This window comes from Rheinheimera aquimaris (assembly GCF_020531985.1).
Taxonomy (GTDB): Bacteria; Pseudomonadota; Gammaproteobacteria; order Enterobacterales; family Alteromonadaceae; genus Alishewanella; species Alishewanella aquimaris.
This window is the reverse complement of record NZ_JAJAVQ010000002.1, coordinates 49,069-72,348: the sequence shown is the minus strand read 5'-3', so window position 1 is coordinate 72,348 and position 23,280 is coordinate 49,069. Positions and strand designations below refer to the sequence as shown.

Here is a 23,280-nt window from a genome sequence, read left to right as displayed (position 1 = left end):
TAGATAATTATGTCATGCGCACCTTGCACCGGCGGCGTTACGATACTTTTCGGTTACATCCGTTATTTTGCCCTGGTACAACTGCACAATTCTGTCGGCACTGAGTATGGTTTCCGGACGATGAGCAATAATGATACGGGTCATATTCAGTTGCTTGATCGCATCATTAACATGGTGTTCCAGTTGCACATCAAGATTACTGGTGGCTTCATCCAGAAACAGAATTTTAGGTCGCCGGTACAACGCCCGTGCCAGTAATATGCGCTGGCGCTGGCCACCTGACAAAGAACTACCCATATCCCCAATCAGGGCGTTGTAACCCATCGGCATAGCGGCCACGTCCTGATGAATGCCTGCCAACTGGGCACAAACGATCACCCGGTCCATATCCATTTGGGTATCAAAGAAGGCGATATTTTCTGCCAGAGAACCTGACATCAACTGATCATCCTGCATAACTGCGGCGATTTGCTGCCGGTACTGACGTAACCCCAGATGGCGGATATCAGTACCATCGACTTCAACCTTGCCGTTCTCAGCAGATAACAAGCCGAGCATCAGCTTAGCCAGTGTGGTTTTGCCGGCGCCGGAAGGGCCAATAATGGCAATACTTTCTCCGGCTTTTGCTTCAAAATCCAGTTCATTAAACAGCAGTGGGTCTGTTGCCGAATAACGGTAAGACAAGCCTGTTACTTTAACTGCGCCCGTTATTTCGCGCTGCTGACCAACACCGCCTTCATCTTCTTTTTCTGTTAATGCAATATCCGCCAGACGGTTCAGATGTAACCTGGTCATATACAACTGGACGATTTTTTCGATTAGTGCCGCCATGCGTTCAGTAAACTGAGACTTATACGTCATAAATGCGAATAACATACCGACACTGATCACGCCATCCATAACGGCATAGGCTGCCAGATAGACCACCAGCGTATTTTCAACGCCAAACAATAGCTGGTTAATTGTCTGATAAGAAATTTGCCACTTACCCAGGCGGAAGTCTTCATTTACGGAGTCGGCAAAACGGTTTTGCCACAGATTCAGCCGCTGACTTTGCTGACCGAAAAGCTTAATACTCTGCATACCGCGCACAGTTTCCATAAAATTAGATTGCTCTTTCGCACTGGCAATAATGCTGGCTTCCGTGCGCTCGCGTAGCGGTTTATATAACGCCCAGCGCAGCAACGCATACAACACCACTGCACCAATAACCACTAATGCTAACTGCGGGCTGTAAATAAACATCATCACTAATACAGTGACCGCCATAATGCCATCTATAACCCCTTCAACCAGGCTGGTGGTCATCAGCTCGCGCACCTGCGCCAGCGAGCCAAAGCGGGACACTATGTCGCCTATATGGCGCTTCTCGAAAAAACCCAGTGGCAAATGCAGCAAGTGGCGGAATAAGTTTGTCGCCATCTGCAAGTTCATAACTGACCCCAGATGCAAAATAACCCAACCCCTAAGCGCCTGAGTGACCACTTTGAGCAACATCATAAAACCAAAGCCTAATGCCAGCACCGTTAACAAAGGCTGGTCCATGCTTACCAGCACATCATCCACTACCAGCTGCATATAATAAGGAGAGGCCAGCAAAAACAGCTGCAACAACAAAGATAAAGCAAAGATTTTAAACAAAGAAGGTAGCAGACCTTCTACCCTGGTCCAAAAGGCTGTCAGGCCAAGCTGCACACGCTCATCAACTTTCTTAAATTCCTGAGTCGGCTTGAGTTCAAGTGCAACTCCACTAAAAGCGCCGGATACTTCTTCCATACCCACTTTACGCTCGCCTGAACCAGGATCAAGAATAACAATATGCTTCGCGGTTACCTTCTTCAGCACCACAAAATGATTCATATTCCAATGCAAAATGCAGGGCAATTGCAACTGACTAAGATGCTCCAGCTCAAGCCGTAATGCGCGCCCTGCCAGGCCCAATTGATCGCCAAGCTGCATAAGATGTTGCAGATTGGCGCCTTTTAACGACACTGCATATCTGTTGCGCAAAGTGCTTAGATCTAATTTGTGGCCATGATGATTGGCTATCATAGCCATGCAAGCTAATCCGCATTCTGCGGCTTCTGATTGATATATAAGTTGCACGTGATATCCCTCAAGTAAATTACGCCTGCTGATAGAACAGGAGCCAGAACCTTGAAGAACATTCTGCGGTATAACAGGCAGCGAAATAAGCTGGTATATCTGACAGGCAAAAAAAACCGCAGCAAGCTGCGGTTTTTATCTCAGCGGAATAAATATCCACCGTTGTAGTATTCCAGCCACTCCTGATAATCCAGGCCAGGAGTGTAGGCCAGAAAAGCACCACCAAATACATAGGTTAACTGACTTTTATTAAGCTCTTGCATATTGCACCGCCATTAAAAAATCGTTTTAACACCTATTTTGATCGGGTTAGGAATACAGCCTTCGCCATTTTCACCTTCCCAAACGCCGGCGGCTACCGACTTAAGCATGTCTAAACTGATATCTACCATCTCAGACTCCTTAGAATTTCCAGGTTACTTTGACTTCTACTTTCCAACCGTCATTAGAAGCTGAGCCGGATACTGAGATTTCACCAGAAGCACCACTTACCGCTTTAATTTCATATGCATTTAAACTTTTCATTTCGAATTCCTTAATTAAAATTTCCAGGTAAATTTAGCTTCAACTTTCCAGCCAGTGTTTGAGGCAGAGCCTGAAACAGAGAACTCACCAGAAGCACCGCTTACCGCTTTAATTTCATATAAGTTTAAACTTTTCATTTATCAAATCTCCAATATTCAAATAGTTATGCCTTTGAGTGAAGCCAGCAAGCTGCATCTCAAGACAAATTGATATTAATACATAAACACGTTGCACGAGCACTGTAAAATATGACAGCTATTCGAATAAAATATTACAGAGAATACGAATTTATTTTATAAATAAAAAAGCCTATTCATTTTTGAATAGGCTTTTTACAAAATCATTTAAATTATAATGGAATACCCATGCCAATCTCTGTGCAACCACGACCACTATCATCACCTATGATACTTGAAACGCCTGTACCACCTGAAACAGCTTCAAATCTAATAAGTTTAATTTCTTTCATATACATTACTCCTTTATTCATTACACCGGAAAAATTATCAGGTATCTCTGAAACTGACTCAGAACTAGAATCAGAGAAAACTGAGCAATATAGATCGTTAAAAATAACAGCTAACATAATAAGCCCCGTACTATTTACTAAGCTATATACGCTGAGTGGCCCTTTCCTTATCGGTGGCAACATTAACGTGCATGTCTGCATCAGAGTAGCCACCATGAATAGATACTAAGTCTACATAATTAATAGTAATCATTGATATCACCTAACTTCTGTACAGGTTCTAATAGTTACTTCACCAGTTACTGGGTCTATTGTAACCTCCGGGCTGCGTCCACCGCTGATAACTGTGCTTTCAGAATATTTAATCTCTCTCATTTCGCGCTCCAATGACATTTATTCGGATCAATATTAATCCGATAACTAAAATGCACTATAAAGAATTAAATGTGAACTGAGATATTTTACAGGTTTTTAGATTAGACTTAGCTATGATAGAAGAATGAAAATCCTTATCTATATAGAAATTCATTTAAACAATATATGGGATATATAGAAATTCATTTCAGCAATGGAATTTAATTTTTACTGGAATTTATTCAAGTTAAAAATCAAAACCTCGGTCATAAATAATTAAATACACAACCGAGGTGTTACGGGTATACAATCGCGTGTAGCATCTAGTACACATAGTCATTTACAATCATGACTCCCGTTAAAAATCCTTCATTTGCAGCTCCGACTAGGGTAGAGAACCTTGTCCTAGAATCACCTATTATAAAAACATTGCGTAAATCAGTTCTGCCGAATGAGTCTGTTTTATATATTTCTTTGTTAAGCTGAGGATTGAAAACAGTAGAACTATAAACTTTATTTATTAAATTATTAGATTTTGTATTTATATCTGATATAAACACAGCATCTGACTTCAATTTAACCCCACCTACCATAACAATTTCAGATATATTTCCCGCATTATGCTCTAAACGCAGTATTTTATCTTTATATATAACTGGATTCTCAATGTTGTGTCTTATAGATTTTTCGATCTGAGGATAATTTTCGGATTGAATAAATATTGTTATATCCGATGACCACCGTGATACGAGCTTAATGAAATTAACATCTGACTCATTTTGAGCAATTATTGATATCTTTTTGCCCTTAAGTTCGTAGCCATGGCAGTAAGGGCAAGAGAAGGCGCTTACACCCCATGACTCTCTCAAACCATCGATACCTAAATCAGAGAAATCGAATAAGTTGCCCATCGCGAAAACTATTTTTTTGGCTTCAAACTTTAGTCCACTTTGGGTGGTAACCAGATAACCATCCAGAGTAAGAGCAATATCTTCTACAGGATTATTGTGATATTCAATATTCGGATATTTCTTTAAGTCGTTTAAACCTTTTTCAAATATGCTTTGTTTAGTCTGTCCGTCGTTCGTAATAAAGTTGTGAGTGTCAAAATCACCATGCAATTTCTGCTCATCGTTTAGAATTGCTACCTTTAGTAAGCCTCTGCCGGTGACTAATGCGCAGCTCAGGCCCGATAATCCTGCGCCGATGATTACCAAATCAACTACCTTATTCATGAAATAGCCTCCATAATCCAAGCAATAAACTGGCCCGTTTTTACCCCAGCAAAGAGGATAAAAACACCCACTACAAAGCAGATAAGTACAATTTCTGCGTCACTTCTGTTTTTCAAGAACTCGATCAGCATATAGTCCTCCCAGATTAAAAAACTAGAGAGCATAAGCTCTCTAGTTTCTGTGGATCAGTTAAGTGCTTTGCCGATAGCTTGACCGATGGCAACACCTGCAGCCATCAGACCTGCGCCAGCCGCAAAAGCGCCCAGTACGCATAAACCACCACAAATAAGACCACCATTTACCTGTTCAATGTCATTTTGAGTTAATACAATCATGTCAATTCCTTAAATTTATTTTAAAAGCCAATATGCAACTGCAGAACCTACTGCTGCACCTGCAACAATTGCACCGGCAACGCACAGACCGCCGCATACAAAACCACCACTTACCTGCATTACTTCATTGTTTGTTAGATCTTTCATGTTAAATGCTCCTGTTTATCGTTCACTCATGATGCCGATTGTTACGCCTGCACCAAAAAGTGCTCCAGCAGCAAAGGCAGCACCTGCGATGCATAAGCCACCGCAAATAAATCCGCCACTTACTTCTTCCACTTGATTGAGTGTTAGTTCTTTCATATCTCTTCTCCATTAAGTTTATTGTTTATCGGAGCCAGCAAGCTACCGACGAGTAAAATTTAGCCAGAGATCTTAATTAAAGTAAGCTGATATTAATGACAGGTGTAAAGCAGCAACATGATGATGTATAGCGATGTGATTAGAATCAGCCTAAACAAGGCTGAATGACCCGGCAGCGGCTGCGGCCGGGTTGTAGGAAACTACAGAGTAAATTCCTTTTGGGGTACAAATTCATACTCCTTAACCTGCTTACTGAGCAACATTCGGCTCGTTACCGCATGCTCAACTTCTGCTGTCAGGAGGTATAACGACAACACTTCGATATTATTATTCAAGTCGCTATCTTTACTTTGACTTATGTACATAATCATCTCCGTAATTCTGATGCAAAGTTAAAATCGTGTATTATCACTCAAATGTGAATGTGACCACCGGCAACACATTTACTGATAGCTTGTTGCCTGTTACTGCTATTTGTTTTACGAATGCAGTTACCTAAATGGAAGTTAACAGTACGCTCAGATATCGACAAAATCTGGCTGATTTCCCAGGATGTCTTACCTTTTGCCGCCCAGTTCAGGCAAGCTTGCTCACGACAAGTCAGGCTGAAAGCGTCCTCGATACTGTTTCTTGATGTGAAACGGTGTATAGCTTCAAATAAGTAGTTCGCAACTATCGACCAGTACCAGGCAATTTGCTGAGCCATAGTCAGCTGTTCTGGCTGCAAGCCTATTATCAGAGCAGCAACTTCTACACCATGTCCACGTAATGGAACCACCAGGGCATCTGGTATCGGTACTACTTCCTGCATAAGTTCTGTACAAAGAGCTGGGGTATAGCGTTTCTGACAAAACTGTCTCAATGCAACATGGCTAATTGCAGATTCAAACTCATCGGATGTTTTAGTGCTGATAACATCTTTTCTGCTGTCTGCGCGCCACAACACCAAACTACAGTACTCATAATTATATTGCTGTTGAATGTTCATGAAAAAGTCCGGCAACTCGTCTAAAGAGGTCATTGCCCGCAACTCGTTAACCAGAGGTTCAAGTTGGCTCATTTTCACGTCCTCTATTAAGTGTTAACGAAGTGACTTCGATTCCTCAGGCATACCAGGATCCTTTGGCGGTATACAGCCCATCCAAATACACATTGGCGAAGGAATATTGATAATTTCTTTCACTGATCTTTTTTCTGCCGCCGCAGCAGGTGCAGAAAATAAGATAGATATAACTAAAGCGATGAACAGAGCAGTCATATTTTTAAACATTGGTATCTCCAGATTTAGTTGTGTTTTCGAACACATTCAGCTTGATCCAAACTGCAGAAAAAACCGACAACCTTGGTGATACTATTTGCTAATTTTTTGTCACTTAGTTATAACCAAAGTTATAACCAATCCTAACCAATTGATTTTCCTCTTTTTTCATTGTTATAAATATTATTTTTTTGCCTGATGGATCAATAGAAAAATTCTTACTGAAATCTTGTTGGGGTAAGCGTTTTTGCCACAACTCAGACGTTTTTATATTTACAGACGATAAAACCCAATCGTTAACCCTGCTTCGATACACAATAATCAACTGACCGGCTTGAACCGACAACTGATAATTAAGATCATACAGCACTCCCTGATACAGCAAACGTTCCCTGTTGAGTTCGTCATTAAGCAGCCAAACATTACCGTCTGCATCTGCCGCGACAAAACCTCTCTCAAACTCCGCAAAATAACGATATCCTGCGATAATATGAGACTGTGTTTTATTTGCAATATCGTACTTTTTGATAATTTTTTGCGCTTTTATCCCCTCAACAAAATAGACGTACTGGCCAGAATTACTGAAATTTCCGGTGTAAACATCCTGAGTAGCTATCGAAATGATGACTGTATCCCCAGTATTGATATCTAACAATTCAAGCCGGTCATCACGTTTTAGCAGAAGCATAGACCCATCGCTATTTTGGTCTTGAATCGATAGCGGTTTAGTTGACTCCATAACCAGCTGTCGCTTATTTTCTGCATAAAAGTACTTATACAGTTTCGATGTATCGTTTACAGTTTCAAGCAACCACAAGTAAGTTTTATCGCGGCTAAATACCAGTTCCGTTACGCTATCGTCGAGCTCAAAACGTTTGTTGAAGTCACCATCAAAAGGCCATTCAGCCTGATAGATCCCACGGGAAGAAACCTTGTAGTTCAATGCAAACAATTCACGTTTGTCTGAAAATCTGAATTCATACATTGGGCCGGGCTCGGCAAGAACGTCAAAGCGCTTTCCATCATTAATTTGAATTAACTCGTGTTTTGCACTTGTTCTGGCCAGCAGGTTAGCATCATCAACCCAACCTAATCTGAAGTCCTTTAGATCATTCTGAAACGGATATTCTGCAACAAGCTCTTTATCAGCTAATCTGTAGATATGTAGCTTTACATTTTTTTCGTTTAAATTTGCCCGCCCTAACGCCAGTAGTGACTGATCAGGCGACACAACCGCAAATGCGTCCTGCACTATGTCTTTACCGCTGTAGGTAAACTGCTCAAAAGTATGCTGTACCAAATCGTACTTATAATAATGGATATTGTCAGACAAGCTGTTTCCGGCAGCTAGCAACAGCTTATTGTCCGGCAGCTCCACTGGGCCAAAGAGGAAACTAAAATCTTCTGTGGGGTGTAAAACAGCAGGTTCAGTAAAGTTAGTCGCAGACTGGGTATATAATTTTGCCTTAGCATCTTCATAGCCGATATATACAAGCTTGGTATCGTTATCAATAAAATTGACATATCTGAGGTGTTTTGTCGGCGTTTCAACTTTTCTCAGTTGCCCGGCTCGAGTGTCATAAATAAATAACTCCCAATCTCTTTCAGCACTGACTTTGCCAATAAATGCCTGTATCGACCCGTCTTTTGTTATAGCCAGGCTGGTCTTCTGACCAGATACGGACAGAAGTGCTTCAGCTTCATTAAGCTTATAGCTCTGTTTACTGACAACACTATAACCACAGAACAACAATACGAGTAATAAGCCGGATATCGCCATATAGCCGCTTTTTCGTATATTAAAAGTTTTATTTGTGGATGCGGTGGGCACGATGGCAGCAGCACTATGATTGGATTGTGTAGAAGGGCAAACGAGTTGATAGCCGCGCTTCATCTGGGATTTTATATATCTGGCGTTATCTGTATCAGTGTCTTCAAGCAGTATGCGTAATTTACTTATTGTTCTTCTTACTGCTGTATCAGTAACAACCCGGCCGACCCAGACGCAGTCATGTAATTCGCTCAGACTAACGAATCTTTCACGGTGTTCAATCAGATAACACAATACTTCAATAACTTTAGGCTCTGCAGCCAGCTCAGTTTCCGCTTTGAAAATCCGACGTTCTGCAAGGTCGACGGTAAACTCGCCAATACTTACTAAGTTCATAAGCAGTTTTACCCAATAAACAAACATTGTTATTATTTTGTCAACTTTTATTATACATATATCATCTGTTTATAAAACAACAAAGCGTCATACTAATTAAGACGCTATTAGTTTGATTTAGAGTTATTGGTTATAAAACAATTACCAAATAGAATGAGAACAGTTTGAAAAACAAATTGGCAATAAAAAAGCCACCCTAAGGTGGCTTTTTATATTTCGGAACCCGAACTTATTTTTTACGCATTTTCTGAATAATGCGCAGCTGAGCAATGGCTTCGGCCAGTTGCGCGGCAGCTTCAGCATAGTTGAAGTCTGCGCCAGCATGCTGCATCGCTTCTTCGGCACGTTTTTGTGCGTCTAAAGCGGCTTGCTCGTCTAAGTCTTCGCCGCGTACCGCAACGTCGGCCAGTACAGTGATAGTATCGGGTTGTACTTCAAGTACGCCACCGGCTACGTAAATCACGTGTTCTTCGCCAAACTGTTTCACGATACGGACCATGCCAGGTTTCAGGGTGGTCAGTAACGGGGCGTGGAAAGGTAAAATACCCAGCTCGCCCTCACTGCCTGTGACCTGCACGGATTCGACAAGGCCGGAGAAAATTTTCTCTTCGGCACTTACTACATCCAGTTGCACTGTCATCGCCATCTCCGCTCTCCTAAAGCCTGAACTTACAGTTTCTTCGCTTTTTCGATCGCTTCGTCGATTGAACCAACCATGTAGAACGCCTGCTCTGGCATGTGGTCGAACTCGCCGTCCAGAATGCCTTTAAAGCCACGGATAGTTTCTTTCAGCGGTACGTACTTACCTGGTGAACCGGTAAATACTTCAGCTACGAAGAATGGCTGAGACAGGAAGCGCTGAATCTTACGCGCGCGGTATACGGTAGTACGGTCTTCATCAGACAGTTCGTCCATACCCAGGATCGCGATGATGTCTTTCAGCTCTTTGTAACGCTGCAGTACAGATTGTACGCCACGTGCTACTTCATAGTGCTCTTTACCGATTACCAGTGGATCTAACTGACGTGAAGTTGAATCCAGCGGGTCAATAGCCGGGTAAATACCCAGAGACGCGATGTTACGGCTCAGTACTACGGTCGCATCTAAGTGCGAGAACGTGGTTGCTGGTGACGGGTCAGTTAAGTCATCCGCAGGTACATATACGGCCTGGATTGACGTGATAGAACCAGTCTTAGTTGAGGTAATACGCTCTTGCAGCGCACCCATCTCTTCTGCCAGCGTTGGCTGATAACCTACTGCTGATGGCATACGGCCTAAAAGTGCAGACACTTCAGTACCGGCCAGCGTGTAACGGTAGATGTTATCAACGAAGAACAGTACGTCACGGCCTTCATCACGGAATTTTTCCGCCATGGTTAAGCCGGTTAACGCTACGCGTAAACGGTTGCCTGGTGGCTCGTTCATCTGACCGTATACTAACGATACTTTATCCAGTACGTTAGAGTCTTTCATCTCGTGGTAGAAATCGTTACCTTCACGGGTACGCTCACCCACACCGGCGAATACTGAGTAACCGCTGTGCTCGATTGCGATGTTACGGATCAGTTCCATCATGTTTACGGTTTTACCTACACCGGCACCACCGAACAGACCAACTTTACCACCTTTCGCGAACGGACATACCAGGTCGATAACCTTGATACCGGTTTCCAGCAGGGCGTTAGACGCCGCTTGCTCTTCGTATGAAGGCGCAGCGCGGTGGATTGACCAACGCTCTTCTTCACCGATTGGGCCCGCTTCGTCGATTGGCTCGCCTAATACGTTCATAATACGGCCCAGCGTGGCTTTACCCACCGGAACCTGAATTGCTTTACCGGTATTCGCTACAGCTGCGCCGCGACGTAAACCGTCAGTTGTACCTAATGCGATAGTACGTACAGTACCGCCACCCAGCTGCTGCTGAACTTCCAGCACCAGACCAGCCAGATCACCGTCGGTCACGTTTAACGCGTCATAGATACCAGGTACCGCATCTTGTGGAAAATCGATATCCACAACGGCGCCAATGATTTGGACGACCTTACCTTGACTCATGATGTTTCCTCAAATTTCTCAAAACTGTTTACCTTAGCCTACAGCTGCCGCACCGGCGACGATCTCGCTAAGCTCCTGGGTAATCGCGGCCTGACGTGCTTTGTTGTACACCAGCTTCAGGTCGTCCATCAGGTTACCGGCGTTGTCGGTTGCAGCTTTCATCGCTACCATCCGCGCCGCGTGTTCACTGGCAGAGTTCTCTACCACGCCCTGATAAACCTGCGATTCGACGAAACGGTCCATCAACATATCGATGATAGGTTGTGGGTCCGGCTCGTACAGGTAATCCCAGTTGTGCTCTTTCTGTGCTATGTCTGCTTTTGGCAAAGGTAAGAGTTGATCGATCACTGGCTCCTGCTTCATGGTGTTAACAAATTTGTTGTACACCAGGAATAAGCGGTCAATCCGGCCTTCGTTAAATGCTTGCAGCATCACTTTTACCGAACCGATCACATCAGCCAAACGTGGTACGTCACCTGAACCCGCCTGTTGCGCGACGACCTTACCACCGAAACGCTTGAAGAAGGCCGTCGCTTTGTTACCGATAACGGCAAACTGGGCGTCAACTCCTTTTTCCTTCCAGCTTTTCAGCTCAAGGGCAACTTTCTTAAACTCGTTGGTATTCAGGCCACCGCAAAGACCACGATCAGTAGAAATGACAATGTAACCAACCCGTTTTACCTCACGCTCCGCTAAATACGGATGGCGGTATTCCAGGCTGCCATTGGCAACGTTACCAATCACTTTGCGCATACCTTCAGCGTATGGGCGAGTTGCAGCTACGCGGTCCTGCGCTTTGCGCATTTTGCTGACCGCAACCTTTTCCATAGCACTGGTGATCTTGCGAGTATTGTTAATACTCCCGATCTTACTTTTTATCTCTTTACCACCGGCCATGACTGTATCTCCGATTCATTCAACGAATGGGGTGGCAAGCCACCCGCATTGATTACCAGGTCTGCGTTGCCTTGAATTTATCAATGGCAGCTTTGAACGTAGACTCGATTTGGTCGTTGTAGTTACCGGTTTTATCGATATCAGCCATCAGCTCAGCGTGTTCAGCTTTCATGAAAGCGATTAAGCCGGCTTCAAAATCCAGGATTTTGGCAACGTCGACATCTTTCATAAAGCCTTTTTCGATAGCGAAAATAGATACACCCATTTCAGCAACAGACATCGGGCTGTACTGTAACTGTTTCATCAGTTCAGTAACCTTTTGGCCGTGCTCTAACTGAGCGCGGGTCGCTTCGTCTAAGTCAGAGGCAAACTGCGCGAACGCTGCCAGCTCTGAGTATTGGGCTAATGCCAGACGAATACCACCACCTAATTTCTTGATGATCTTAGTTTGTGCTGCACCACCAACCCGAGATACTGAAATACCCGCGTTCACCGCAGGACGGATACCGGCGTTGAACAAGTCAGTTTCTAAGAAGATCTGACCGTCAGTAATCGAAATTACGTTAGTTGGTACGAACGCAGAAACGTCACCGGCCTGAGTTTCGATAATTGGCAGCGCGGTTAATGAACCGGTTTTACCTTTTACTTCACCCTTGGTGTAACGCTCAACATAGTCAGCATTGACGCGTGATGCACGCTCCAGCAGACGTGAGTGCAAATAGAAAACGTCACCCGGGTAAGCTTCACGGCCTGGTGGACGGCGTAACAGTAACGAGATCTGACGGTAAGCAACAGCTTGCTTAGACAGGTCATCGTATACGATCAGCGCGTCTTCACCGCGGTCACGGAAGTATTCGCCCATGGTACAGCCAGAGTAAGGTGCCAGGAACTGCAGTGCAGCCGCTTCTGACGCAGACGCAACCACCACGATAGTGTGGGCCAATGCGCCGTGCTCTTCCAGCTTACGTACTACGTTAGCGATAGTAGAAGCCTTTTGGCCTACTGCTACGTAAATACATTTAACGCCAGTGCCTTTCTGGTTGATGATGGCGTCGATTGCCAGCGCGGTTTTACCGGTTTGACGGTCACCGATTAACAATTCACGCTGACCACGACCGATAGGGATCATCGCATCAACAGACTTATAACCCGTTTGCATTGGCTGGTCTACTGATTGACGGTCGATAACGCCCGGCGCAATTTTTTCTACCGGTTCAAATCCAGCAGCGTCAATCGGGCCTTTACCGTCGATAGGTGCACCTAAGGTGTTAACCACACGGCCTAACAGCTGTGGGCCAACCGGTACTTCTAAAATACGGCCAGTGCTTTTTACTTTAGTGCCTTCAGTTAAGTCCGCATACGGACCCATCACTACGGCACCAACTGAGTTACGCTCTAAGTTCAGTGCGATAGCATAGCGGTTGCCAGGAAGCTCAATCATTTCACCTTGCATACAATCTGCAAGGCCGTTGATACGGATAATACCGTCAGTTACCTGAACGATAGTACCTTCGTTACGAGCTTCACTGACCACTTCGAACTGAGCAATACGACTTTTGATCAGTTCTGATATTTCAGTGGAATTCAGTTGCATTCTCTGTTCCCCAATTAAGACTGCAGCGCAGTTGCTAAACGATCCAGCTTGCCGCGGACCGAGCCATCAATAACCATGTCACCTGCTTTAATCAGCATACCGCCGACTACTGCAGGATCTTCGCTACAGTTCAATTTAACTTTGCGTGCCAAACGTTGCGATAATGCCGTGGCTAACTTGTCCTGTTGTGCTTTAGAAAGCTTGGTAGCAGAAACCACAGTAACGTCGATTTCTTTTTCATATTCAGCTTTCAGTGCAACAAAGGCAGTTAACACTTCAGGCAACGCCAACAAGCGATGATTTTCTGCCATCACTTTAATAAAGTTCTGGCCGTGCTCATTGAGTTGCTCACCACATACCTGAATAAACAGACCGGCCTGCTTATCCGCAGCGCCATTGGCACTTAAATAAGCACCAACCTGGTCATTCTTCGCCACTTCCGCAGCAAAGGCCAACATCTGCAGCCAGGCATCTAACGCGTTTTGCTCTACAGCAAAGTCGAAAGCTGCCTTGGCGTAAGGACGAGCAATATTAGTCAAATCAGACATAGCTCATCCTCATTACAGTTCTTGAACCAGTTTTTCCAGAATGTCGCTGTGAGCAGCTTCATCAATAGACCGTTGCAGAATTTTCTCTGCGCCGGCTACTGCCAGAGCAGCAACCTGCTTGCGCAGCTCTTCGCGTAAACGGTTACGTTCCGCTTCAAGTTCTGCCCGACCAATCGCCAGAATGTTTTCACGTTCAGCATTGGCTTTATGCACGGCTTCATCAATCATCTTGGCTTCGCGTTTTTTCGCTTGCTCAATAATTTCTGCCGCTTGTGCTTTAGCTTCTTTTAACTGATCTTTGGCTTTATCCTGGGCTAAAGCCAGGTCTTTTTCCGCACGATCAGAAGCTGCTAAACCGTCAGCAATTTTTTTCTGGCGCGCTTCGATCGCGTTGATCAGCGGCGGCCAAACAAACTTCATACAGAACAGCACGAACACCGCAAATGCGATTAATTCGCCGATCAGAGTGGCGTTTAAATTCACGACCGCTCCTCCTTAGTTAACAGTTGTTCGGATTAACACAAACCTTCAATTACAGTGCGAACAACATGTACATGGCGATACCCACACCGATCATCGCAACGGCGTCGATCAGACCTGCCAGGATGAACATTTTAACTTGCAGTGAAGGGGCCAGTTCTGGTTGACGTGCACAGGCTTCTAAGAACTTACCGCCCATGTTACCGAAACCCAGTGCAGTACCGATAGCACCGAAACCGATTAACAGAGCAACTGCGATTAATTTCAGACCTAATACTAGTTCCATTTTTTTCTCCGATATTTCAATAGTTAAAGTTAAAGTTTAAAAAAATTAGTGATTGTCTGAACTGGCCATACTTAAGTAAACGATGGTCAGCATCATAAATACGAACGCTTGTAACACAATGACCAGAATATGGAATGCCGCCCAGATAAAGTGCAGTGGTAACTGCGCTAAACCGATGGCACCAATCAGAATAAAGATCATCTCGCCAGCATACAGGTTACCGAATAACCGCAGGGCCAGTGAAAACGGCTTAGCGACTAAGGCTATGGTTTCCAGGATCAGGTTAGCCGGGATAAGTATAATCTGCAGTGGCACGCTTTTACTGCTGAACGGATGCAGCGTTAGCTCTTTAATAAAGCCCAGCACGCCTTTAATCCGGATTGAATACCCGATCATCAGAATAAATACACCGATGGCCAGAGCAGCAGTCAGGTTCACGTCAGTCGTGGGTACAATTTTCATGTACACATCGTGTGAATCCATGCCAAAACCGGTCGCGCCAACCCAACCGGCAAAAGCAGGCAGGAAATCGACAGGGATTAAGTCCATCAGGTTCATCAGAAACACCCAGACAAAGATGGTCAGTGCCAGTGGTGCGATGAGCTTACTTTTACCGTGATAAGTGTCTTTAACGTTGGTGGCAACCATCTCGACGACCATTTCGATAAAACACTGAAACTTTCCGGGTACACCGGTTGTTGCTTTTTTTGCTGCGCTGCGGAAAATCCACAGAAACAACAAACCCAGCCCGATAGACCACGCTAATGTATCGACATGCCATGTCCAGAACCCGGCCTCGCTACACGCTTTGTTAAATGCAACACTGCCATCGACAGTACACATTTTGGCGTTAGTAAGGTGGTGCTGAATATGGCTAGAGAGAGTTAACTCTTCACCTGCAGCCATGTTTCATCCCATTGTTAATGTTTAAAAAAAAACGGTGCTGACCATTGTGCTAGCAGAGTGAGCAGAAAACCGGTTAAAAACACTTCAGGTACCAGTTGCTGCTGTGAAAAAACTACGGCTAGTAACACAGCGGTTAAAATTAGTTTTAGTGACTGCCCCCGCATAAAGGCGGCCACTACAATATTTGCGTTATCTAATGCACTGAAACGAAACGCGAAAAACGCAAATACACAATTTGGTATCACGGCAACTAAACCACCTTTAATGGCAGATTTGGCCGCGGCTGCGTCGGCAGCTAAAAAAAAAGCCAGTGCGATAACCCCGGCTACTACCAGCTGGCACAACACCAGCTTATAGGCTGATTTTCGTTGCTCAGCCACACTTTTATCTGTCACTTTTTAGCCCCCTGAAATCGCCCTTGTAGGGGGTTATGAAAACTTGCGAAAGTATACTTATTTGCCTTTAATTTGCAACAAAAAGCGGCGGCGGCACTACGATAGTACAGAATTCTGGTACATTTTGGTGCATTAATGCTCAGTTACATTCAACTTGCTAATAATGCCATCTAACTCATCCAGGCTACTGTAGGCAATCTCCAGTTTACCCTTACCTTTGCTGTTGTAGCTGATTTGCACCGGTGCGGCAAAACGTTCGCTTAAACGCTGCTCCAGTGAGATGACGTCCGGATCACGAGGTTTCTCGGCAACGGCAGGTTTAGGTTCCAGTATGCGTCGTACTAAATTTTCGGTTTCCCGCACGGTAAGCTGTTTTGCGGCCACCAGGCGTGCTGCATCAGACTGTTCAGTCTCTTTTAATGCCAATAAAGCCCTGGCATGGCCCATTTCAATATCGCCATGCTCTAGCAATAATTTAACATCTTCATTTAACTGGTTCAGACGCAGCAGATTTGTTATCGAGGCACGGGATTTACCTACAGCATCAGCCACTTGTTGGTGAGTAAGCGCAAATTCGTTCAGTAAGCGCTCCAGTGCTACCGCTTCTTCCATCGCATTCAGATCTTCGCGCTGAATGTTTTCTATCAGCGCTATAGCAACAGCCGCTTCGTCCGGCACATCTTTAACAATACAGGGTACTTCAGACAACTGCGCCAGCTGACTGGCACGCCAGCGTCGCTCGCCGGCAATAATTTCGAATTTGTTTTTAGCAAGCGGGCGCACAACGATTGGTTGGATCACGCCCTGGGCACGAATAGAACTGGCTAAATCTTCCAAGGCTTCCTGTGACATATCTTTACGCGGCTGATATTTGCCAGGGCTGAGAAATTCAACCGGCAACTGCTGCAGTTCGCTGCTGATCACAGTGGCAGTATCGCTGTTGCTGGTTCTGTTGGATGTAAGTAAGGCATCCAGACCCCGGCCCAAGCCGCGTTTCTTTACCGACATGCTAAATTGCTTCCCTAAAAAATTAACGCTCAGACAGCGGCGGGGCTGTTAACCGTTTTTTTATCGGCCCGGCGTAACATTTCGCCAGCCAGCGCCAGATAGGCTTTAGCCCCGGTTGAGCTCTTGTCATAATACATTACCGGCGCACCAAAACTGGGTGCTTCGGCAAGGCGCACATTGCGTGGAATAACGGCGCGGTAGACCTTGTCACCAAAATGTTGTTTTAACTGCTCTGATACGTCGTTGGCCAAACGATTACGCGGATCGTACATCGTTCTTAATATACCTTCGATCTTTAACTCTGAATTAACAGCCGCAGCCAGCTGATTAATAGTTTCAACCAAAGCGGTTAAACCTTCCAGAGCAAAATACTCGCACTGCATTGGTACCAGTACAGTATCTGCAGCAGCCATGGCATTGACCGTAAGCATATTGAGTGAAGGCGGGCAGTCGATAAAAATAAAATCGTAACTGTTGCGGTAATCTTTCAGTGCATTGCGCAAACGCAGTTCACGGGCAAAAACATTCATTAAACGCACTTCAGCAGCGGTGAGATCGGCATTAGCGCCAACCAGATGATAACCACCACTGGTTTCTTTGACCAATACATCAACTAACGGTTTGTCATCTACCAGCAATTCATAGGCAGTCGCTGGCAGCTCATATTTATCGACCCCGCTGCCCATAGTAGCATTGCCCTGAGGATCCAAATCGATCAGAAGTACCTTGCGCTTGGTCGCAGCCAGCGAGGCAGCCAGATTCACTGCCGTAGTGGTTTTACCTACACCACCTTTCTGGTTAGCTATTGCGATCACTTTCGCCACAAGATGTCCTCGTTATCAGTTAGCAGGGGTCCAGTATTACCAAATGCCGTTGCGCTTGCAACTGTGGTACCAGCAATGGCTGAACGGACGCTACTTTAACAAAATCAGGCAAAGCTGCAATTTCTTCTTGTACAGCTGCACCTTTCATGGCGAAAAAGCGCCCAGTTGGCGCAGGTAAATGCCTGCACCAGTTCAGCATATCGTTCATAGAAGCAAAAGCGCGGCTGATCACGCCATCATAGCCATGTTCTGGCTGATGGTCTTCTACCCGGCTTTGTAAGGGGAAAACATTGCTCAACTTCAGCTGCAATTTCACCTGATTGAGAAAACGAACACGTTTACCCAGACTGTCGAGCAGAGTAAATTGTTTATCCGGATAGTAGATCGCGAGTAATACACCCGGTAAACCCGGTCCGGTGCCAACATCAATAAAGCGATCTCCGCTCAGGTGTGGCGCCACCACCAGACTATCCATCACATGTTTGATCAACATTTCTTGTGGATCGCGCACAGATGTCAGGTTGTAGGCACTGTTCCATTTATCCAGCAGCTTTACATATTCAACAGATTGCTGCAGTTGCTGATCTGTCAGCGATAAGTCGGTTTGCGCAACCAGCGAGCGTAATTGTTCTAGCATCAATAACCTTGTCTGAGTTAAGCCGTTTTACGCAACAAGCCCTGCTTTTTCAGGTACACCAGTAACAGTGAAATGGCTGCAGGTGTAATACCGGAAATACGCGATGCCTGGCCAACGGTTTGTGGCTGAGTCTGGTTCAGCTTAACAATAACTTCGTTTGACAAGCCTTTAACGGCTTTATAATCAAATTGCTGCGGCAATAACGTTTGTTCGTTACGTTGCTGTTTAGCAATTTCGTCTTGTTGACGATGAATATACCCTTCGTATTTGATCTGAATTTCAACCTGTTCAGCTGCGGCAGGATCTGTCAGCGCCGGGCCAAGGTCACCGATTTGCATCAGATCGATATAATTGACTTCTGGCCGGCGTACCAGCTCTTCTAAACTGGCTTCTTTGCTCAAAGGTGTCTTTACCAGGGCATTTACCTGCCCCAGTGCAGCGTGTTGTGGATGGATCCAGCTTTGCTTTAAGCGTTGACGCTCCAGCGCAATTTGTTCCATCTTTTCATTAAACGCAGCCCAGCGCACATCATCTACCAGGCCTAATTCACGGCCTTTCTCGGTTAAACGGGCATCAGCGTTATCTTCACGCAGCATCAGGCGATATTCAGCCCGGCTGGTGAACATACGATATGGCTCTTTAGTACCAAGTGTTGTCAGATCATCAACCAGCACGCCTAAATAAGCTTGATCGCGGCTAGGTGACCAGCCTTGCTTGTCCTGGCTGAATAAGGCGGCATTTAAGCCAGCCAGTAAACCCTGTGCACCGGCTTCTTCGTAACCCGTTGTGCCATTAATCTGGCCAGCAAAAAACAGACCACTGATAAACTTGGTTTCCAGTGTGCTTTTCAGATCGCGCGGATCAAAGAAATCATACTCAATGGCATAACCAGGACGGGTTATATGAGCATTTTCCATACCCTTAATTGAACGGACTATGCTCAGCTGCACATCAAATGGCAGGCTGGTTGATATACCGTTCGGATAAAGTTCGTGAGTAGTCAGGCCTTCTGGCTCGATAAAGATCTGATGTTTGTCTTTATCGGCAAAACGCATGATTTTATCTTCAATAGATGGGCAATAACGCGGACCTATACCTTCAATTACGCCGGTATACATAGGGGAGCGGTCAAGGTTATTGCGAATAACATCATGGGTTTTTTCGTTGGTATAAGTGATGTAACACGGTATTTGTGCAGGATGATCGGCTTGTTTGCCTAGAAATGAAAATACCGGTGTTGGGTTGTCACCCGGCTGAGCTTGCATTACCGAAAAATCAACTGTCCGTGCATCAATGCGCGGTGGTGTACCGGTTTTTAATCTGTCGACCCTAAAAGGCAATTCACGTAGACGTTTTGCCAGCGCGATAGACGGCGGATCACCGGCACGGCCGCCTGAGTGGCTTTGCAAGCCGATATGTATTTGGCCACCCAGAAAAGTACCAACAGTCAGTACAACAGCATTTGCCTTAAATTTCAGGCCCATTTGGGTAACAACGCCGGTAACTTTGTCATTTTCAACAATTAAGTCATCACATGCCTGTTGGAAGATACTTAAATTAGGTTGGTTTTCCAGCATATGCCGGATAGCTGCGCGATACAATTGACGATCAGCCTGGGCCCTGGTAGCTCGAACTGCCGGGCCTTTGGAACTGTTAAGCGTACGGAACTGAATACCACCTTTGTCAGCAGCGATAGCCATGGCGCCGCCCAGGGCATCAATTTCCTTTACCAGATGACCTTTACCAATGCCACCTATGGCCGGGTTGCATGACATCTGTCCCAGTGTTTCAACATTATGGGTAAGCAATAGGGTATTACGACCCATACGCGCTGCTGCCAATGCAGCTTCAGTGCCTGCATGGCCGCCGCCTACAACGATAACGTCGAATGTCTGCTGGTACAGCATAATTGCCTCAGTATCTGGATTAATAAGATCACGTTTTCAAAGAGGCGTATTGTAGCCTGATCTGAGGTTAAGTGGAATGCTACAGAGGGCAGAGGATCTTCTAAATTAAATAAGATCTTTTTAGAGATCTTTTTATTATTTTTACTATTAGAGACCGCCTGATAGGTGCATAAGTAGATCTTCACGAAAAGGATCAGCAAGTTAGATTGGATCAGATCCTGTGATCAAACTAGGATCTGCTGACGTTGAACCGGTGATCAACTTGGGGTGTTATCCACATATCAAAAAAATATTTTTTTTATAACTAGGATAAATACAGCTTAATCACCACTTTTATCGTTAGTTATGCACAGATGATCTGATAAATTTTAAAGTCTGTATATAACTTGGGGGTAAACCGATCTTAGCTGATCTGTCACTTATCATGGCTTTATCATGCTGATATCAGGACAAAGCAACTGCTGCGCTGTACTGTGGCGTCAAGTTGGTTTTATTGCTGAGGCCAACCCGGGAGAAACTAACGTTATCCTGTTCTTCCTGAGAGATACTTGTGTTTGCGGGTGTTTTGCACCCGCTTTTTTTATCGCAGATTTTTTATTAGCTGGGGTAGCCAGAGCAGGGCAGTATCTTCGGGTAATTGCGGATCCTGAGCATCAATTTCTAATGCTGTAATTAAACGGCGAGCCCTTCTTTTCTGTAGTAAATGGTCTATTTTTCGCCCAGCTTCGCAAAAAGTATCGTAGCCTGAGTCACCTAAAGTGATCACGGCATAAGAAAGTGTGGTAAGATCACGCCGATCTTGTGCTAATTGATCCGCAAAGGGTTGAATATTATCAGGCAGATCTCCTGCGCCATAGGTGGATGTGATTACTAACCAGACGTGATTTTGGTTGAGGTGATCCAGTTCGGGTTTCAGATGTAGTTTAACGTCATAGCCCGCTTGTACCAGTGTTTCAGCAACTTGTTCTGCCACATATTCCGCTGCGCCCATTTGGCTGCCAACGAGGATGTCTATCATGATAGGCCTCTTGTCATAAGAATGTTTGGCTATACTACTGGAATAAAATCGGTCAATGCTATGTTTTTGGCCTGATTTACGTGTTTTTACTGCTTTGCAGGCTAAGTAAAAACAACAATAGCACTACCACTACGCCTGCGTGTTATTGAGGTTTAAACAACGTATGTCTGACACTGTGTCATTTTCCCAGCTTATGCTGCCTGAAGCTATTGTTCGTGCTGTAACTGAACTTGGCTATGAATCACCTTCGCCTATTCAGGCGGCGGCTATCCCCAAGTTATTAGCTGGTGAAAACGTGCTTGGCCAGGCGCAAACAGGTACCGGTAAAACAGGTGCTTTTGCTTTGCCATTACTGGCGCGTCTGGATCCTTCACAGAATGATCCGCAAATTCTGGTGCTAGCACCTACCCGCGAACTGGCTATTCAGGTTGCGGAAGCGTTTCAGGCGTATGCCCGCTACATGCCTGCGTTTCATGTCTTACCTTTATACGGTGGGCAAAGTTATACCAATCAGCTGAAATCGTTAAAGCGCGGTTCTCAGGTGATAGTCGGTACGCCGGGTCGTATTCTGGATCACTTAGACCGCGGCACCTTAAAATTGGATAAGCTGCGCGCTATCGTGCTGGATGAAGCTGATGAAATGTTACGCATGGGCTTTATCGATGACGTGCAGACCATTATGGACGCCACGCCGGCAGGTCGTCAGGTCGCAATGTTCTCTGCGACGATGCCTGCACCGATCCGGGCTATTGCACAGAAACATTTAAAAGATGCCGAAGAAATTAAGATTGCGTCAAAAACCAGTACGGTTGAGCGCATTAAGCAAAGCTATGTGATGCTTGACGGCAATCAGAAGCTGGATGCCTTAACCCGTGTACTTGAAGGCGAAGAGTATGATGCTTCTATCGTTTTCGTACGTACTAAAAGTGCGACTGAAGAAATTGCAGAGAAGCTGGGCGCCCGCGGTTATGCTGTTGCCTGCCTGAACGGTGATATGAACCAGGCGCACCGAGAGCTGACGATCCGCAAAATGAAAGCTAACCAGCTGGACATTATTGTTGCAACCGACGTTGCAGCCCGCGGTCTGGATGTCGAGCGCATCAGTCTGGTGGTTAACTACGATATACCGTACGACAGCGAAGCTTATGTCCACCGTATTGGCCGCACCGGCCGTGCTGGTCGTGAAGGCAAGGCTATTTTGTTTGTTTCACCACGTGAGCGCCGTTTGTTGCGTACCATTGAGCATGCTACCAAACAGCCAATCGATAAGATGTCGCTGCCGTCAGGGCAAATTATTGAACAACGTCGTATCGAGTCGTTCCGCGAGCAACTGGCACAAACTGTTGAAACGCAGAACCTGAGCTTTTTCCAGGATTTGATCAACGACTGGCGCGAAAAAATAGAAGCGACTGATGCCGAACTAGCCGCCGCTTTACTGTATTTGGCACAAAAAGATCAGCCGCTGAATGTGGCCAGTCAGTTCCCGGAAATCCGTGAACCGCATGCCCGTGGCGAGCGTGAAGACCGCCCACGCCGCGAACGCAGTGATCGCCCTGAACGGGGTGATCGGCCGGATCGTGGTCCGCGTGTTAAGCGTGAAATGAAAGGCGATTACCAGACCTATCGGATTGAGGTCGGTAAAGAGCACGGTGTACGTGCCGGTGATATCGTTGGTGCTATTGCTAACGAAGCTAACATAGACAGCCAGTTTATCGGTAACATCAAGCTGTTTGATCATTTCAGTACCGTAGAGCTGCCTGCGGCTATTCCGAACGAAATATTTCAGCACCTGAAGAAAGTCTATGTGCGTAAGCAGAAACTGAATATCACCGTAGACACTGGCGCAGCGCCATCGGGTGACCGTCGTCCGTCTAACGGGCCAGGCCCACGGCCGGGTGCCGCACCCCGTGCGCCACGTAAGCCAAGAGACTAACCAAATAGCGTTAATTCAAAGCCCTGCGATAGCGGGGCTT

27 protein-coding genes are annotated in these 23,280 nt (G+C 45.5%); 1 reads left to right on the top strand and 26 read right to left on the bottom strand.

What is annotated here, in order from left to right:
• Positions 1–12 precede the first annotated feature (12 nt).
• From LHL18_RS05280 to mioC, 26 genes are all read right to left on the bottom strand, one after another.
• Positions 13–2,106, bottom strand: coding sequence for a peptidase domain-containing ABC transporter (locus LHL18_RS05280; RefSeq protein ID WP_134053406.1), 2,094 nt, complete (start codon positions 2,104–2,106; stop codon positions 13–15).
• A gap of 140 nt (positions 2,107–2,246) precedes the next feature.
• Complete coding sequence (locus LHL18_RS19635) at positions 2,247–2,369, bottom strand: hypothetical protein (protein WP_264190096.1); 123 nt, start codon at positions 2,367–2,369, stop codon at positions 2,247–2,249.
• Between the two features lie 139 nt (positions 2,370–2,508).
• The gene (locus LHL18_RS19630; protein WP_264190095.1) at positions 2,509–2,631 is read right to left on the bottom strand and encodes a hypothetical protein; all 123 of its coding nucleotides are present in this window, start codon (positions 2,629–2,631) and stop codon (positions 2,509–2,511) included.
• A 14-nt stretch (positions 2,632–2,645) separates the two neighbouring features.
• Positions 2,646–2,768 (bottom strand): hypothetical protein, encoded by a 123-nt coding sequence (locus LHL18_RS19625; protein WP_264190094.1) that lies wholly within the window; start codon positions 2,766–2,768, stop codon positions 2,646–2,648.
• 212 nt (positions 2,769–2,980) lie between these two features.
• Positions 2,981–3,217 carry a hypothetical protein gene (locus LHL18_RS05275; protein ID WP_226766064.1) on the bottom strand — a complete coding sequence of 79 codons (237 nt, stop codon included), beginning with the start codon at positions 3,215–3,217 and terminating at the stop codon, positions 2,981–2,983.
• 560 nt (positions 3,218–3,777) lie between these two features.
• Positions 3,778–4,689 carry an NAD(P)/FAD-dependent oxidoreductase gene (locus tag LHL18_RS05270; protein ID WP_226766063.1) on the bottom strand — a complete coding sequence of 304 codons (912 nt, stop codon included), beginning with the start codon at positions 4,687–4,689 and terminating at the stop codon, positions 3,778–3,780.
• A 185-nt stretch (positions 4,690–4,874) separates the two neighbouring features.
• The gene (locus LHL18_RS05265; RefSeq protein WP_226766062.1) at positions 4,875–5,024 is read right to left on the bottom strand and encodes a hypothetical protein; all 150 of its coding nucleotides are present in this window, start codon (positions 5,022–5,024) and stop codon (positions 4,875–4,877) included.
• Positions 5,025–5,039: 15 nt separating this feature from the next.
• Complete coding sequence (locus LHL18_RS05260) at positions 5,040–5,171, bottom strand: class IIb bacteriocin, lactobin A/cerein 7B family (protein WP_226766061.1); 132 nt, start codon at positions 5,169–5,171, stop codon at positions 5,040–5,042.
• A 15-nt stretch (positions 5,172–5,186) separates the two neighbouring features.
• Complete coding sequence (locus LHL18_RS05255; RefSeq protein WP_226766060.1) at positions 5,187–5,327, bottom strand: class IIb bacteriocin, lactobin A/cerein 7B family; 141 nt, start codon at positions 5,325–5,327, stop codon at positions 5,187–5,189.
• Positions 5,328–5,739: 412 nt separating this feature from the next.
• Positions 5,740–6,387 (bottom strand): helix-turn-helix transcriptional regulator, encoded by a 648-nt coding sequence (locus tag LHL18_RS19760; protein WP_319004163.1) that lies wholly within the window; start codon positions 6,385–6,387, stop codon positions 5,740–5,742.
• Positions 6,388–6,408: 21 nt separating this feature from the next.
• A complete protein-coding gene (locus LHL18_RS05245) occupies positions 6,409–6,597 on the bottom strand; it encodes a hypothetical protein (protein WP_226766059.1) in 189 nt (62 codons plus the stop codon).
• 103 nt (positions 6,598–6,700) lie between these two features.
• A complete protein-coding gene (locus LHL18_RS05240; RefSeq protein WP_226766058.1) occupies positions 6,701–8,752 on the bottom strand; it encodes a winged helix-turn-helix domain-containing protein in 2,052 nt (683 codons plus the stop codon).
• Positions 8,753–8,981: 229 nt separating this feature from the next.
• Positions 8,982–9,398 (bottom strand): F0F1 ATP synthase subunit epsilon, encoded by a 417-nt coding sequence (locus tag LHL18_RS05235; RefSeq protein WP_027670541.1) that lies wholly within the window; start codon positions 9,396–9,398, stop codon positions 8,982–8,984.
• A gap of 23 nt (positions 9,399–9,421) precedes the next feature.
• On the bottom strand, positions 9,422–10,807 hold the full coding sequence (atpD, locus tag LHL18_RS05230) for a F0F1 ATP synthase subunit beta (protein ID WP_134053422.1): 1,386 nt from the start codon (positions 10,805–10,807) through the stop codon (positions 9,422–9,424).
• A 33-nt stretch (positions 10,808–10,840) separates the two neighbouring features.
• On the bottom strand, positions 10,841–11,704 hold the full coding sequence (atpG, locus tag LHL18_RS05225) for a F0F1 ATP synthase subunit gamma (RefSeq protein ID WP_134053424.1): 864 nt from the start codon (positions 11,702–11,704) through the stop codon (positions 10,841–10,843).
• A 52-nt stretch (positions 11,705–11,756) separates the two neighbouring features.
• Entirely contained in the window at positions 11,757–13,298 is a 1,542-nt protein-coding gene (atpA, locus tag LHL18_RS05220) for a F0F1 ATP synthase subunit alpha (RefSeq protein WP_226766057.1), read from the bottom strand.
• A gap of 14 nt (positions 13,299–13,312) precedes the next feature.
• Positions 13,313–13,846 carry a F0F1 ATP synthase subunit delta gene (gene atpH / locus LHL18_RS05215; protein ID WP_226766056.1) on the bottom strand — a complete coding sequence of 178 codons (534 nt, stop codon included), beginning with the start codon at positions 13,844–13,846 and terminating at the stop codon, positions 13,313–13,315.
• A 12-nt stretch (positions 13,847–13,858) separates the two neighbouring features.
• On the bottom strand, positions 13,859–14,329 hold the full coding sequence (atpF, locus tag LHL18_RS05210) for a F0F1 ATP synthase subunit B (RefSeq protein ID WP_134053430.1): 471 nt from the start codon (positions 14,327–14,329) through the stop codon (positions 13,859–13,861).
• A 49-nt stretch (positions 14,330–14,378) separates the two neighbouring features.
• Entirely contained in the window at positions 14,379–14,612 is a 234-nt protein-coding gene (atpE, locus tag LHL18_RS05205; RefSeq protein ID WP_134053432.1) for a F0F1 ATP synthase subunit C, read from the bottom strand.
• Between the two features lie 45 nt (positions 14,613–14,657).
• Positions 14,658–15,518, bottom strand: a complete 861-nt coding sequence (atpB, locus tag LHL18_RS05200) for a F0F1 ATP synthase subunit A (RefSeq protein WP_226766055.1) — start codon at positions 15,516–15,518, stop codon at positions 14,658–14,660.
• A 14-nt stretch (positions 15,519–15,532) separates the two neighbouring features.
• Positions 15,533–15,913, bottom strand: coding sequence for an ATP synthase subunit I (locus LHL18_RS05195; RefSeq protein WP_134053436.1), 381 nt, complete (start codon positions 15,911–15,913; stop codon positions 15,533–15,535).
• Between the two features lie 132 nt (positions 15,914–16,045).
• Entirely contained in the window at positions 16,046–16,921 is an 876-nt protein-coding gene (locus LHL18_RS05190) for a ParB/RepB/Spo0J family partition protein (RefSeq protein ID WP_226766054.1), read from the bottom strand.
• A gap of 29 nt (positions 16,922–16,950) precedes the next feature.
• The gene (locus tag LHL18_RS05185; RefSeq protein WP_226766053.1) at positions 16,951–17,745 is read right to left on the bottom strand and encodes a ParA family protein; all 795 of its coding nucleotides are present in this window, start codon (positions 17,743–17,745) and stop codon (positions 16,951–16,953) included.
• A 19-nt stretch (positions 17,746–17,764) separates the two neighbouring features.
• Positions 17,765–18,382, bottom strand: coding sequence for a 16S rRNA (guanine(527)-N(7))-methyltransferase RsmG (rsmG, locus tag LHL18_RS05180; RefSeq protein WP_226766052.1), 618 nt, complete (start codon positions 18,380–18,382; stop codon positions 17,765–17,767).
• 17 nt (positions 18,383–18,399) lie between these two features.
• Positions 18,400–20,289 carry a tRNA uridine-5-carboxymethylaminomethyl(34) synthesis enzyme MnmG gene (gene mnmG / locus LHL18_RS05175; protein WP_226766051.1) on the bottom strand — a complete coding sequence of 630 codons (1,890 nt, stop codon included), beginning with the start codon at positions 20,287–20,289 and terminating at the stop codon, positions 18,400–18,402.
• Between the two features lie 580 nt (positions 20,290–20,869).
• Entirely contained in the window at positions 20,870–21,307 is a 438-nt protein-coding gene (mioC, locus tag LHL18_RS05170; RefSeq protein ID WP_226766050.1) for an FMN-binding protein MioC, read from the bottom strand.
• Between the two features lie 163 nt (positions 21,308–21,470).
• Here mioC and LHL18_RS05165 point away from each other — a divergent pair, with 163 nt between their 5' ends.
• Entirely contained in the window at positions 21,471–23,240 is a 1,770-nt protein-coding gene (locus LHL18_RS05165; RefSeq protein WP_226766049.1) for a DEAD/DEAH box helicase, read from the top strand.
• Positions 23,241–23,280 lie beyond the last annotated feature (40 nt).